The organism is Streptomyces yerevanensis, assembly GCF_000716805.1.
GTDB lineage: Bacteria > Actinomycetota > Actinomycetes > Streptomycetales > Streptomycetaceae > Streptomyces > Streptomyces flaveus.
In genome coordinates this window covers 335,414-348,795 of sequence record NZ_JNWJ01000001.1, presented here as the reverse complement: position 1 = coordinate 348,795, position 13,382 = coordinate 335,414, and the positions used below count along the sequence as shown (strand labels likewise).

The window sequence follows — 13,382 nt, the reverse complement described above, 5'->3', positions numbered from 1 at the left end:
ACCCACCGGTAAGCCCTAGGCTCGAACCATGCGCCGAGCAAAGATCGTCTGCACCCTGGGCCCCGCAACCGACTCGTACGACCAGATCAAAGCACTGGTCGAAGCCGGAATGGACGTAGCCCGCTTCAACCTCAGCCACGGCACCTACGCCGACCACGAGGAGCGCTACCAGCACGTACGAAAGGCCTCCGACGAAACCGGCCACAGCGTCGGAATCCTCGCCGACCTTCAAGGCCCGAAGATCCGACTCGGCCGCTTCAGCGAAGGCCCCGTACTCCTTGAACGCGGAGACACCTTCACCATCACCGTCGAAGAAGGCATCCAAGGCGACCGCCAGACCTGCGGCACCACCTACGACGGACTCGCCGCCGACGTCACCACCGGCGAACGCATCCTCGTCGACGACGGCAAAGTCTGCCTCGAAGTCACCGCCGTCGACGGCCCCCGCGTACACACCACCGTCGTCGAAGGCGGCATGGTCTCCGACAACAAAGGCCTGAACCTCCCCGGCGTCGCCGTCTCCGTCCCCGCCCTCTCCGACAAGGACGAAGCCGATCTCCGCTGGGCCCTGCGCACCGGCTTCGACGTCATCGCCCTCTCCTTCGTCCGCAGCGGACGCGACATCAAGGACGTCCACCGCATCATGGACGAAGAGGGCCGCCGCCTCCCCGTCATCGCCAAGGTCGAAAAACCCCAAGCCGTCGACAACATCAACAACATCGTCGCCGCCTTCGACGGGATCATGGTCGCCCGAGGTGACCTGGGCGTGGAAATGCCGCTGGAACAGGTCCCGATCGTCCAGAAACGCACGATCAAGCTGGCGAAGCGCAACGCCAAGCCCGTCATCGTCGCCACCCAGATGCTCGACTCGATGATCGACAACTCCCGCCCGACGCGCGCGGAGGCGAGCGACGTCGCCAACGCGGTCATCGACGGCACGGACGCCGTGATGCTGTCTGGCGAGACGAGCGTCGGCAAGTACCCGATCGAGACGGTTCGCACTATGTCCCGCATCGTCGAGGCCGCCGAGGAGGACATCCTCGCGAAGGGCCTCCCGCCCTTGACCGAACGCAACAAGCCCCGCACCCAGGGCGGCGCCGTCGCCCGAGCGGCCGCCGAGATGGGCGACTTCCTGGGCGCGAAGTTCCTCGTCGCCTTCACCCAGAGCGGCGACACGGTCCGCCGCCTGTCGCGTTACAGGTCGCCGATCCCCCTCCTGGCCTTCACCCCCGACCCGGCCACCCGCTCCCAGCTCAACCTCACCTGGGGTGTCGAAACCTTCCTCGGCCCCCACGTCAACTCCACCGACGCGATGGTCGACCAGGTCGACGAACAACTCCTCAAGATCGGCCGCTGCCAAAAGGGCGACATCGTGGTGATCACGGCGGGCTCGCCGCCGGGAGTCTCGGGCTCGACGAACCTGGTCCGCGTGCATCACATCGGCGAGGATGACGCGCCCAAGTAGTGGCGTGCGGTTAGTGCTTGGGGCCTACGTGGGTGTCCATCAGGGCTACGGAGGCTTTGCGGGCGACCGAGATGTTGTACGGGTTTCCGTGCCGGGTGCAGGGCTTCCACTCGATCCCGAGCTTGTCGAGGGTGTCGGTGTAGAGCTGACGGATGTCGCCGGAGACGTTGGTGAAGAAGTACCGAGGGTATTCGTAGCGCTTGCGCTCACCGGCGACGAGCCGGGTCGTCCAGTTCGTGATGCGGCAGCCGTCGGAGTGGATGAGGCCGCGGACGAACTCCCACGGGTGGGCGTCGACGATCTCCTGCTGCCAGGGATCGAGGGCGATGGTGCGTTCGTGCTTCTTGCCGGGGCCGTGCTGTGGGAAGAGGTTGGGCCAGTGTCGGGAGTAGCTGGTCACCATTACGTAGCCCTGCTTCTGAAGGGCGTAGACACCAATGCCGGGGCGTACCTTGGCGATGGTCTCGCGGCACTGCTGGAGGAGTCCGGGCCATGCGTCCGCGCACGCGATCCTGAGGTAGTAGCCGGTGCTGCGAGGGTGGGCGCTGATGCATCCGTCGCCGAGGTAGAGGCCCAACAGGTAGGCGTACGCCTGTTCATCTGCGGGTGGGCCGGGATCCGGAGTGGCCATGCGAGGCAGCGGCTCGATCCGTTCCTGCCAGGAGCGGATCGCAGCGCGTGAGATGCCTGTCTCCTTGCTGACGGAGTTCAGGCTGCGCCCCTGGCCAACCAGTGCGAGTGCCCGCTTGCGTGTGCTCATGTCGTACATGTGCACACTCTGTGTGACTGATCGTCTCGACGCGCAGCAAAAAGTGGAGGTTCACGAGAACGTGAACCTCCACTTCCGGGAGATGACCTTCGAATCTAAGGAAAAGTGCCCCGGGTCGGACTCGAACCGACACTGTATGGGTTTTGAATCCATTGCCTCATGCCAATTGGGCTACCGGGGCCCAGTGAATCGAAGGTTAACCTCGACCCGCTGCCCGTCCACCATATCGCAGCTGGGTACCCTCTTGGAAAGCAGTACCTCTGCCCTGAACGAGGAGCCCCCCGTGACCGCCCCCGAGTCGCCCCAGCCCACAGACGCGCCCGACGACGACAAGTCGCACGTGCCTCCGCTGACGACCCGTGTCGTCATCGCCGAGGACGAGGCGTTGATCCGTCTCGATCTCAAGGAGATGCTCGAAGAAGAGGGCTACTCCGTCGTTGGCGAGGCCGGCGATGGCGAGGAGGCCGTGGAGCTGGCTCGGGAGCACCGTCCGGATCTTGTGATCCTTGATGTGAAGATGCCGAAGCTGGACGGGATCTCCGCCGCTGAGAAGATCGCGGAGGAGTCGATCGCCCCCGTACTGATGCTGACTGCCTTCTCGCAGCGCGATCTCGTCGAGCGGGCCCGTGACGCCGGCGCGATGGCGTACTTGGTGAAGCCGTTCAGTAAGAGTGATGTCGTCCCGGCGATCGAGATGGCTGTCTCGCGCTTCACGGAGTTGAAACAGTTGGAGAAGGAGATCGCCGATCTGACGCAGCGTCTGGAGACGCGGAAGCTCGTGGATCGTGCGAAGTCGGTTTTGCAGACGGAGTACGGGTTGTCGGAGCCGGCGGCGTTCCGGTGGATTCAGAAGACGTCGATGGATCGTCGGATGTCGATGCAGCAGGTGGCGGAGGCGGTTATTCAGGACGCGGAGGAGAAGAAGGCCGCGAAGGACTGAGGTCGGTACCTGCACGCGCGTACATACGACGAGGCCCGCGCCCCCTGCGAGGGGGTGCGGGCCTCGTCGTGCAACGGTCGTGCAGGGTGAGGAGCTCAGTCCTCGCCGAGGTACGCCTTGCGTACGGATTCGTCGTGCAGGAGGTCCTGTCCGGTGCCGGTGAGGACGATGCTGCCGATTTCCATGACGTGTCCGTGGTCGGCCAGTGACAGTGCCGCCTGGGCGTTCTGTTCGACCAGGAGGATGGTCGTGCCCTGGGATTTGAGTTCGGCGATGGTGGCCATGATCTTCTGCATCATGATCGGCGAGAGGCCCATGGAGGGTTCGTCGAGCATGAGGAGTTTGGGCTGCGACATGAGGGCGCGGCCCATGGCGAGCATTTGCTGCTCGCCGCCGGAGAGGGTTCCGGCGGCTTGCTTTCGGCGTTCTCCGAGGATGGGGAAGAGGTCGTAGGCGCGCTGTATGTCTTTTTCGATACCGGCTTTGTCGTCGCGGAGGAATGCGCCGAGCCGCAGGTTGTCCTCGATGGTCATCCGGGGGAAGATGTGCCGCCCCTCGGGGGAGTGGGCGAGTCCCAGCGAGACGATCTGGTGGGCCGGGGTCTTCTTCAGCGATTTGCCGCCGAATTTGATCTGGCCGCTCAGTGGCTTGAGCAGTCCCGACAGGGTGCGCAGTGTCGTGGTCTTGCCGGCTCCGTTGGTGCCGATGAGGGTGACGACCTCGCCGGCTTCGACCTTGAAGGAGATGCCTTTGACGGCTTCGATTTTGCCGTAGGCGACTCGGAGTTCTTCGACTTCGAGGAGGGCGGTCATCGGTCGTTCTCCTTGCGGGGCGCGGCGTCCGTCTGGGCGGCGGCGTTGGCCTCGGCGGCTTCGACTTCCGCTACTTCTTTGGCGCCGGGGGCGTCTTCGAAGGGTTCTCCGAGGTAGGCGGCGATGACGCGTTCGTCGCCCTGGACGACTTCGCTGCTGCCTTCGACGAGTTTTTCGCCCTGTACGAGGACTGCGACGCGGTCGCAGAGGTTGAAGATGAAGCGCATGTCGTGCTCGATGACGAGTACGGCGATGCCCATGTCCCGGATGGCGAAGACGAGTTCTTCGGTCGCCCGGGTTTCCTGCGGGTTCATGCCGGCTGTCGGCTCGTCGAGCAGCAGCAGGCCGGGCTCGCTGGCCAGTGCCCGCGCGATTTCCAGCTTGCGCTGTTCGCCGTACGGGAGGTTGCGGGCGAGGTGTTCCGCCTTCTTGTCGAGGCCGATGAACTTGAGCAGTTCCATGGCCCGTTCGCGGGAGGCGGCTTCGGCTTTGTGGAAGCCGGGGCCGCGGAGCAGCGCGGACCAGAGCCCTTCCTTCGTACGGGTGTGGCGGCCGACGAGTACGTTTTCCAGAACTGTCATGTTGGCGAAGAGCCGGATGTTCTGGAATGTACGGGCGATTCCGGCGGCTGTGACCTTGAAGGATTTCGCCGGCAGGATGTTGCCTTTGTAGCGGACCTCTCCCTCGGTGGGGATGTAGAGGCCGGTGAGGCAGTTGAAGAAGGTGGTTTTGCCGGCGCCGTTGGGGCCGATGAGGCCGACGATTTCGCCGCTGTTGACGGTGAGGTCGACGTTGCGTACGGCGGTGAGGCCGCCGAAGCGCATGGTGACGCCGCGTGCGTCGAGGACGGTCTCGCCGGGCGTGGGTGCGGCCGGTGCGGTGTCCTTGGTGGTGGTGTCGGTTGTCATGGTGGTCAGGCCCCTGCCTTGCTGAGGACTGTGGGCGCTTCCGTTTCTTCGTGGAATTCGAGCTGGCGGCGCCGGTTCGGGATGAGGCCTTCCGGACGGAAGCGCATCAGCAGGACGAGCGCGAGGCCGAAGGCGAAGAGCTGGTAGTCGCCGAGGAATTGGAGCTTGGCGGGGATGAGGTAGAGGAGTGCGGCGCCGACGAGGGGGCCGCTGATGGTGCCCATGCCGCCGAGGACGACTGCGGCGAGGAGGAATGCCGAGTTGGGTGGTACGACGTGGGCGAATTGGTATTGCTCGGGGGTCACGGTGTAGGTGACGTGGGCCTGGACGGTGCCGGCGAGGCCGGCGAGTGCGGCGCCGAGGGCGAAGGCGATGAGTTTGACGCGGAAGCCGTTGATGCCCATGGCGAGGGCGGCGGTTTCGTCTTCGCGGATGGCGATCCAGGCGCGGCCGATGCGGGAGTCGCCGCTGCGTCGGAAGACGATGACGACGATGAGGGTGATGAGGAGCATCAGCAGGAAGTAGTTGGCGAAGCGGGCGATGGTGAATCCGGCGATGGTGTGTTCTTGGCCGAAGTCGAAGCCGAAGATGTTGAGGTTCGGGATCGATGCGATGCCGTTGGAGCCGTTGGTGAGGTCGGGGCCTGAGGTGCCGTCGGCGTTGAGGACGGCGATGCGGAAGATCTCACCGAAGCCGAGGGTGACGATGGCGAGGTAGTCGCCGCGCAGGCGGAGGGTGGGGGCGCCGATGAGGACGCCGAAGATCATGGCGACGGCTGCGCCGAGGAGGGCGGAGGCCCAGAACGGCAGGTGGATGTCGAAGGGGGATGAGGGGGAGCCGGAGACCATGGCTCCGGTGTAGGCGCCGACGCCGAGGAAGGCGACGTATCCGAGGTCGAGGAGTCCGGCCATGCCGACGACGATGTTGAGGCCGAGGGCGACGGTGGCGAAGATCAGGATGTAGACGCCGATGGTGGCGTACTGGTCGTCGGACTGGGTGAAGGGGAAGGCGGCGGCGGCGACGAAGGCGCCGATCATCGTGACGTTGCGGTGCTTGGCGGTGATCGCGGAGACCCTGGCGACGAGTCCTGCCTTGGTGGCGGCGGCGAAACCGAAGCCGACGGTGATCATGAAGCCGACGAAGAGTTCGTCGTATTCGGTGCCGATGCCGTAGGTGAAGACGGTGAGGCCGAGGGCGAGTGCCGCGACGATGATGAGGATTTCGGCGTACGCGGGGAGTGTGCGGGCCGAGGTTACGTCGCTGGAGGCGAAGGCCGCTTTGAAGACCGTCACCTTGTTGCGGGTGTTGTGGCGGAACTGCTCCCAGTCGGTGTCATCGGGGTCGGCCGGTTCGGTTACGGGCCGTTCGAAGGGCAGGGAGAGGGCTCCGAGGAGGGTCGCGAGGGTGACGATGGCGACGACCCAGCCGCCGGGTTCGAGGTTGGCGAGGCCGCCGAGCTGGACACTGATCGCGATGATCGTGAACCAGGCGGTGGTGAAGGCGGCGAGTGCGGCCAGCTTGATCGCGCTGTCGGCTGATCCGGGGGTGAGCCAGCGCAGGCCCTTCACTCCGTAGGAGGCGAGGCCGAAGAGTGCGGTGAGGGCGCCGGCGATGAGGACGAGGACTTGGAGGCCGCCGGGGTAGCCGTAGACGGTGAGGTCGCCGGGGAAGGCGTCGGTCCAGGTCCAGGCGAGGAAGGTGGAGATGACGGTGAGGATGCCGCCGCCGGTGGCGAGGGCGCGGCCGAGGTTTTCGGGTATGCCGATGAGGCCGCTGGGTTTGCCGTCGGCCGGGGTGCTCGGCGTCTGGGGGGCAGTGGTCTGTGTGGTCATCGGTGTCACGCCCTGTCCGCCACGCGCTCACCCATCAGGCCTTGTGGCCTGAAGAGGAGGACGAGGATGAGAAGTACGAAGGCCCAGACGTTCGCCCAGGACTGGCCGCCGAGTTGCTCCATGCCGGGGACGTCGGCGATGTAGGCGGTAGCCATGGTTTCGGCGATGCCGAGGACGAGGCCGCCGATCATGGCTCCGTAGATGTTGCCGATGCCGCCGAGGACGGCGGCGGTGAAGGCCTTGAGGCCGAGGATGAAGCCCATGCGGAACTGGACCTGGCCGTACTTGAGGCCGTACGCGACGGCTCCGACGGCGGCGAACACGGCGCCGAGGGCGAAGGCGACCACGATGATGCGGTCGGTGTTGATGCCCATGAGTTTGGCGGTGTCGGGGTCCTGGGCGGTGGCCTGCATGCCGCGTCCGGTGCGAGTCTTCATGACGAAGTAGGCGAGGATCGCCATGCTGATGGGGGCGACGATCAGCAGGAAGATGTCACCGGTCTGGACGGTGACGTTGCCGATCTCGAAGGGGCCGCCGTCGATCTCGGGGAAGTTGATGGATTCCTTGGCGTCGGGGTACCAGGCCCATACGGCTTGCTGGAGGGCGAGAGAGAGGCCGATGGCGGTGATGAGGGGGGCGAGGCGTGGTGCGCCTCGCAGGGGGCGGTAGGCGAACCGTTCCGCGCCTACGGCGACGATGACCGCGGCGATGACGGCGCCGAGGAGCATCAGTGGCAGTGCGATCCACATGGTGGTGCCGTCGGGCAGGACGTACAGGTAGACCGTGAGGGCGCCGAACCCTCCGATCATGAAGATCTCGCCGTGGGCGAAGTTGATGAGCTGGACGATGCCGTAGACCATCGTGTAGCCGATGGCGACGAGCCCGTACATGGATCCCAGTAGCAGGCCGTTGACCAGCTGCTGCGGCAGTTCGTTCACCGCATGTCCTCCGAGACTTCGGATTTGTCGAGGGATGTGACCGGATGCGAGTCCGCGCGGGGCGCCAGTGGTGCAGCGCCCCGCGCGGCTCATGAGTGGTGCGGGTGTGGGTCAGCCTGTGAAGGTGCCGGACTTCACCGGCTTCCAGGCGCCGTTCTCGACCGAGTAGACGGTGAGCTGCTTGTTGACGGCGTCACCGTATTCGTCGAAGGCGACCTTGCCGGTCACACCGTCGAAGGACACGTTCTGCATGGTCTCTGTGATCTTTGCGCGGGCGTCGTCCGGGAGTTTGCCGTCGTTGTCCTCCATGACCGTCTTGACGGCCTGGATGATCGCCCAGGCGGAGTCGTAGGAGTAGCCGCCGTACGCGCCGTAGGGCTCCTTGTAGCCCGCGGCCTTGTAGTTGGCGACGAACTCCTTGGCGGAGGGGAGTTCTTCGACGGGCGCGCCGACGGAGGTGGAGAGGTCGCCGGTGCCGCTCTTGCCGGCCAGCTCGATGAAGACGTCGTCCTTGATGCCGTCGCCGCCGGCGAGCGGAATGTTGGCGCCTGCGGCCTTGATCTGCTTGCTGAGCGGGCCGGCCTGCGGGTACTCACCGCCGTAGTAGACGACGTCGGCGCCGGAGTTCTTCACCTTGGTGGCGACCGCGGAGAAGTCCTTGGTCTCGGGGTCGATGTGCTCGGTGCCGACGACCTGGCCGCCGAGCTTCTTGAACTCGGTGGTGAAGGTTCCGGCCAGTCCGGCACCGTAGGTCTTCTTGTCGTCGATGACGAAGACCTTCTTCTTCTTGGCGTCGTTGAATATGTACTGCGCGGCGAACGGGCCCTGGATGGCGTCCGTGGTCGCGGTGCGGAAGTACGACTTGTACGTGCGGACCTTCTTGCCGCTCTGCCAGTCCGGGCCCTGGGTCAGGGTCGGGCCGGTGTTGGCGGGGGAGACCTCGACGAGCTTGGCGTCGTCGAAGACCTTCTGCATGGATTCGGCGACGCCGGAGTTCAGGGGGCCGACGACACCGAGGACTTCCTTGTCGGCGACGAACTTGGTGGCGTTCTGCTGGCCGGAGGAGGGCTGCGCCTGGTCGTCGAGGGATTCGACCTTGAAGGTGACGCCTTCGACGGTCTTCTCCTTGTTGGCCGTCTTGACGGCGAGTTCGGCGGAGTTCTTGATGCCGAGGCCCAGCGCGGACAGGTCGCCGGTCAGCGGGGCGTCGACACCGATGACCACGGTGGTGCCACCGCCGCCGGAGTCCGAGCCGCCGTCCTCGTCGCGCGAGCCGCAGGCGGTGAGTGTGAGTGCTCCCGCCGCCAGCGCGGCGGTGATGGCGATGAGCGAACGTTGGCGCACGATCAGTCCTTTCCCTGGCGCGGCCCTTCCCCGTAGAAGCGGCCGAGTCGAGCGCTGGTCCGAAAATATTCGGATCCGATGGCGCGGTGACTGGGCGTGACTCTAAGCGTGTGTGGGGAACGTGGAGGAGGGTCTGGCCAATGCTGTGACGCTCTTGTTATGACACGAGGTAATGCAGAGCGGTACTCAGTGGGTGGAAGAGTCGAATTACGGCCGATTCGCCCGGTCCGCATAGTGAGAACTCGCAGGCCTCTCCGGGTGCCGTCAGGAGTGTACTACCGTTTTGGTACTGTCGCCGAGTTGGTGCTGCAGGCGTCTTGGACGGCTTCCGAGAGGTCGTGTGCATATCGTTCACCAAGGATGAAACTGTGCACTTGTATTGCGCGCGTATTACGCAGAGTTACGTCCAGGAAAGGTAGCCCGGCGTTCCTTGGCACTTGCGCGCATTCCGTCACCTGCATGGTGATGTTGATCTTGTGGGGAAAGCCGGTCCTTGTCCGGAAAGGCAGACGCGGAACGGAGACCAGCGAAAGACCTGCATAGGGCTGCGTTATCCGCAGCACGGTGACCTGGGGGCCGGACTGAACTGTCAGTTCCACGCCGATGCTGAAGCTCTTGGGCGGAGCGTTGTCGGGCGAGGGCTCCGGTCCGAGGTAGGTGATGCCGACCACCTGTGAGGGGTACGGCGGTGGGTCCGACGGGGCTTGTTCGGGGCGGGTGGCGTAGAGGTAGCCGCCGCCCGCGAGGAGAACGACTGCTGCCGCGATCGACAGGACGACGCGGCGATGCCGGATGTAAGCCTGCGCGAGGCGTCCGCGCGGTGGTTCGGGCGAGGGCTCCGGCGGAGTGCCCGGGTCTGGGATGTCCCACGCGCGCGTGCCTTCGCCCGGCTCGACGGGGCCGACGCCGCTCACCCCCACGGCCCTCCGCTCGGGATGCCGTCGCGGTACAGGTCCTCGCAGCCCGCGCGCGCTTCGCGGTCGATCAGCCGCTCTGCGGCCTGTGCGCCCTTGCTCTTCTTCTCGGCCCGGGCGGCGTCCACGACCTTCATCAGGATCTCGTACTGCCTGCCCGACAGGCCCATCGACTGGTAGTCCCCGTAAGTGTCCCCCGTCAGAGCCTCCCGCGACCAGTACGTGACGACTCGCGTGCACAGGTCCTCGGGAGGAGCGGCCGACGGCGACGGCGAGCCGGCGCCGGTCCGCGCGGCATCCCGCGGACTCGCGCCGTCCTTCGAGTCGGCCTGCCCGCACCCGGTGATCAGGGCGCCGGTCAACAGTGCGAGCCCGAGCCCGAATCCGAGCGGTGCCCCCGGCCAGAGGGCTTCTCCCGTTTTCATGCCTTGACGCTAAGCCGCCGGGTGCCGGGGAGCAACGGCCCTGTGGACAACCGCGGTGCTGTGGACAACTCCGGTACCCACCAGAGTGATTGGGGCCCGGCGATCCCGGTTCCCCGAAGGGGCGTGGGTCAGTCCGCGGCACGTACGCGTTCCTCGTCGCTCGCCGTCACATCACGCAACAGGCAGGTGAGCCGCGCGGTGCATACGCGCTTGCCCGCCTCGTCACTGATCGCTATCTCGTACGAAGCGGTGGACCGGCCGCGGTGCAGGGGTGTCGCGACACCGGTGACGAGGCCGGAGCTGGCTCCCCGATGGTGGGTGCAGTTGAGGTCGATACCGAGGGCGATCTTGGAGCTGCCGGCGTGCAGCATCGCGCCGACCGAGCCCAGCGTCTCGGCGAGCACGGCGGAGGCGCCGCCGTGCAGGAGTCCGTACGGCTGTGTGTTGCCCTCGACCGGCATCGTGCCCACGATGCGGTCCGGGGAGGCCTCGGTGATCTCGACGCCCATGCGCGTGCCCAGGTGCCCGGCGGAGAACATGGCGACGAGATCGACGCCGAGGGCGGTGTACTCGTCGATGACCTCTTGTGGGAAGTTCACGTGCTGGTGCTCGCCCATGGAGTCCGGCTCCTTCGTCTTTCGGCCGTCTGTCGGCGCGCTCGCTAAGCGAACGCTCAGTTGGCGGCCGATTGTTCCAGACGGACCACGACGGACTTGCTGGCGGGTGTGTTGCTGGTGTCCGCGGTGGCGTCCAGGGGGACCAGGACGTTGGTCTCCGGGTAGTACGCCGCCGCGCAGCCCCGGGCCGTCGGATAGTGCACGACCCGGAAGCCGGGGGCACGCCGCTCCACACCGTCCTGCCACTCGCTGACGAGATCCGTGTACGAGCCGTCGGCCAGGCCCAGCTCACGGGCGTCGTCGGGGTTCACGAGCACGACCCGGCGGCCGTTCTTGATGCCCCGGTAGCGGTCGTCCAGGCCGTAGATCGTGGTGTTGTACTGGTCGTGCGAGCGCAGCGTCTGCAGCAGGAGACGGCCCTCGGGGAGCTTCGGGTACTCCACGGGCGCGGCCGTGAAGTTGGCCTTGCCGGTGGCGGTCGGGAAGCGGCGCTCGTCGCGCGGTGCGTGCGGTAGGGCGAAGCCTCCCGGATCGGCCACGCGCGCGTTGAAGCTCTCGAAACCGGGGACCACGCGCGCGATGCGGTCGCGGATCGTCGCGTAGTCCTTCTCGAACTCCTCCCAGGGCGTGCGGGATTCGTCGCCGAGGACGCGGCGCGCGAGGCGGCACACGATGGCCGTCTCGGACAGCAGGTGTTCGCTCGCGGGCTCGAGGCGGCCTCGTGAGGCGTGCACCATGCCCATGGAGTCCTCGACGGTGACGATCTGCTCGCCGCTGCCCTGGAGATCACGCTCGGTGCGGCCGAGGGTCGGCAGGATCAGGGCACGCGCGCCCGTGACGGCGTGCGAGCGGTTGAGCTTCGTCGACACGTGCACGGTGAGGCGGGCGCGGCGCATGGCCGCCTCGGTGACCTCGGTGTCGGGGGACGCCGACACGAAGTTGCCGCCCATCGCGAAGAAGACCTTCGCCTTGTCGTCGCGCATCGCGCGGATCGCCCGTACGACGTCGTAGCCGTGCTCGCGCGGCGGTGCGAAGCCGAACTCCCTCTCCAGGGCGTCCAGGAAGGCCGGCGCGGGGCGCTCGAAGATGCCCATCGTGCGGTCGCCCTGCACGTTCGAGTGGCCGCGCACCGGGCACACGCCCGCGCCCGGGCGACCGATGTTGCCGCGCAGCAGAAGGAAGTTGACCACCTCGCGGATGGTCGGCACGGAGTGCTTGTGCTGGGTCAGGCCCATCGCCCAGCACACGATGGTGCGCTTCGAGGCGAGAACCATGCGCAGCGCTTCGTCGATCTGCGCGCGCGTGAGGCCCGTCGCGGTGAGCGTCTCGTCCCAGTCGGCTGCGCGGGCCGACTGCGCGAACTCCTCGTAGCCGTGGGTGTGTTCGCTGACGAAGGCCTCGTCGACCGCGCCTTCCGTCTCGAGGATCAGCTTGTTCAGAAGACGGAAGAGGGCCTGGTCGCCGCCGATGCGGATCTGCAGGAACAGATCGGTCAGGGCGGCGCCCTTGAACATGCCCTGGGGGGTCTGCGGGTTCTTGAAGCGCTCCATGCCCGCTTCGGGCAGCGGGTTCACCGTGATGATCCGCGCGCCGTTCGCCTTCGCCTTCTCCAGGGCCGAGAGCATGCGCGGATGGTTCGTGCCCGGGTTCTGCCCGGCGACGATGATCAGATCCGCCTTGTAGAGGTCCTCCAGCAGGACGCTGCCCTTGCCGACGCCGATCGTCTCGCTGAGCGCGGAACCCGACGACTCGTGGCACATGTTGGAGCAGTCCGGCAGATTGTTCGTACCGAACTCGCGGGCGAACAGCTGATACAGGAACGCCGCTTCGTTGCTGGTGCGGCCCGAGGTGTAGAAGAGGGCCTCGTCCGGGGAACCGAGGGCGGTGAGCTCCTCCGCGATGATGTCGAAGGCCCGCTCCCAGGACACCGGCGCGTAGTGCTCGGCGCCCTCCGCCAGATACATGGGGTGCGTGAGGCGGCCCTGCTGGCCCAGCCAGTAGCCGCTGCGGGTCGCGAGGTCGGCCACCGTGTGCGCGGCGAAGAAGTCCGGTGTGACCCGGCGCAGCGTGGCCTCCTCGGCGACCGCCTTCGCGCCGTTCTCACAGAACTCCGCCTTGTGCCGGTGCTCCGGCTCGGGCCAGGCGCAGCCCGGGCAGTCGAAACCGTCCTTCTGATTGACCCGCAGCAGCGTCAGAGCCGTACGCCGCACTCCCATCTGCTGCTGGGCGACGCGCAGTGTGTGGCCGATGGCGGGCAGACCGGCCGCCGCGTGCTTCGGCCCGGCGACCTGCGGCGCGTCCTGAACCGGATCACCCTGGGGCGGCTTGCCGGCCATCTCGGCCTCCTCGATCGAGCGCATGTGTGAGGTACGTCTTTGATCCTGCCACGCGCCGGTGACAACAACCGTGGCCGGGCCG

General features: G+C 66.6%; 12 protein-coding genes and 1 tRNA gene. 2 read left to right on the top strand and 11 right to left on the bottom strand.

Annotated elements, in window-relative coordinates:
• The first annotated feature begins 28 nt into the window (after positions 1-28).
• Complete coding sequence (pyk, locus tag OP79_RS01555) at positions 29-1,465, top strand: pyruvate kinase (protein WP_033318008.1); 1,437 nt, start codon at positions 29-31, stop codon at positions 1,463-1,465.
• A 10-nt stretch (positions 1,466-1,475) separates the two neighbouring features.
• Here pyk and OP79_RS01550 read toward each other — a convergent pair whose 3' ends face one another.
• Both OP79_RS01550 and OP79_RS01545 read right to left on the bottom strand, forming a co-directional pair.
• Positions 1,476-2,234, bottom strand: coding sequence for a helix-turn-helix domain containing protein (locus OP79_RS01550; RefSeq protein WP_033318007.1), 759 nt, complete (start codon positions 2,232-2,234; stop codon positions 1,476-1,478).
• A gap of 106 nt (positions 2,235-2,340) precedes the next feature.
• Positions 2,341-2,415 (bottom strand) — tRNA-Leu (locus tag OP79_RS01545).
• A 102-nt stretch (positions 2,416-2,517) separates the two neighbouring features.
• On the opposite strand from OP79_RS01545, the gene OP79_RS01540 reads away from it, so the two are divergent.
• Complete coding sequence (locus tag OP79_RS01540; protein ID WP_033318006.1) at positions 2,518-3,174, top strand: ANTAR domain-containing response regulator; 657 nt, start codon at positions 2,518-2,520, stop codon at positions 3,172-3,174.
• A gap of 95 nt (positions 3,175-3,269) precedes the next feature.
• On the opposite strand, the gene OP79_RS01535 is transcribed toward OP79_RS01540, so the two are convergent.
• The 9 genes from OP79_RS01535 to OP79_RS01500 all read right to left on the bottom strand — a co-directional run bounded on the left by OP79_RS01535 (position 3,270) and on the right by OP79_RS01500 (position 13,300).
• A complete protein-coding gene (locus tag OP79_RS01535; protein ID WP_033318005.1) occupies positions 3,270-3,986 on the bottom strand; it encodes an ABC transporter ATP-binding protein in 717 nt (238 codons plus the stop codon).
• Positions 3,983-4,894 (bottom strand): ABC transporter ATP-binding protein, encoded by a 912-nt coding sequence (locus OP79_RS01530; protein ID WP_033318004.1) that lies wholly within the window; start codon positions 4,892-4,894, stop codon positions 3,983-3,985. Before OP79_RS01530 ends, OP79_RS01535 begins: the two co-directional genes overlap by 4 nt.
• A gap of 5 nt (positions 4,895-4,899) precedes the next feature.
• Positions 4,900-6,726: a branched-chain amino acid ABC transporter permease gene (locus OP79_RS01525; protein WP_033318003.1), complete on the bottom strand. Its 1,827-nt coding sequence runs from the start codon at positions 6,724-6,726 to the stop codon at positions 4,900-4,902.
• 5 nt (positions 6,727-6,731) lie between these two features.
• Positions 6,732-7,664 (bottom strand): branched-chain amino acid ABC transporter permease, encoded by a 933-nt coding sequence (locus tag OP79_RS01520; RefSeq protein WP_033318002.1) that lies wholly within the window; start codon positions 7,662-7,664, stop codon positions 6,732-6,734.
• Positions 7,665-7,775: 111 nt separating this feature from the next.
• A complete protein-coding gene (locus OP79_RS01515) occupies positions 7,776-9,008 on the bottom strand; it encodes a branched-chain amino acid ABC transporter substrate-binding protein (protein WP_033318001.1) in 1,233 nt (410 codons plus the stop codon).
• 275 nt (positions 9,009-9,283) lie between these two features.
• Positions 9,284-9,922 (bottom strand): Tat pathway signal sequence domain protein, encoded by a 639-nt coding sequence (locus OP79_RS51245; RefSeq protein WP_078491550.1) that lies wholly within the window; start codon positions 9,920-9,922, stop codon positions 9,284-9,286.
• Positions 9,919-10,347, bottom strand: a complete 429-nt coding sequence (locus OP79_RS01510; protein ID WP_051744307.1) for a hypothetical protein — start codon at positions 10,345-10,347, stop codon at positions 9,919-9,921. Before OP79_RS01510 ends, OP79_RS51245 begins: the two co-directional genes overlap by 4 nt.
• A 128-nt stretch (positions 10,348-10,475) precedes the next feature.
• Entirely contained in the window at positions 10,476-10,964 is a 489-nt protein-coding gene (locus OP79_RS01505) for a hotdog fold thioesterase (RefSeq protein ID WP_033318000.1), read from the bottom strand.
• 56 nt (positions 10,965-11,020) lie between these two features.
• Positions 11,021-13,300, bottom strand: coding sequence for an FdhF/YdeP family oxidoreductase (locus tag OP79_RS01500; RefSeq protein ID WP_033318141.1), 2,280 nt, complete (start codon positions 13,298-13,300; stop codon positions 11,021-11,023).
• Positions 13,301-13,382: the final 82 nt, after the last annotated feature.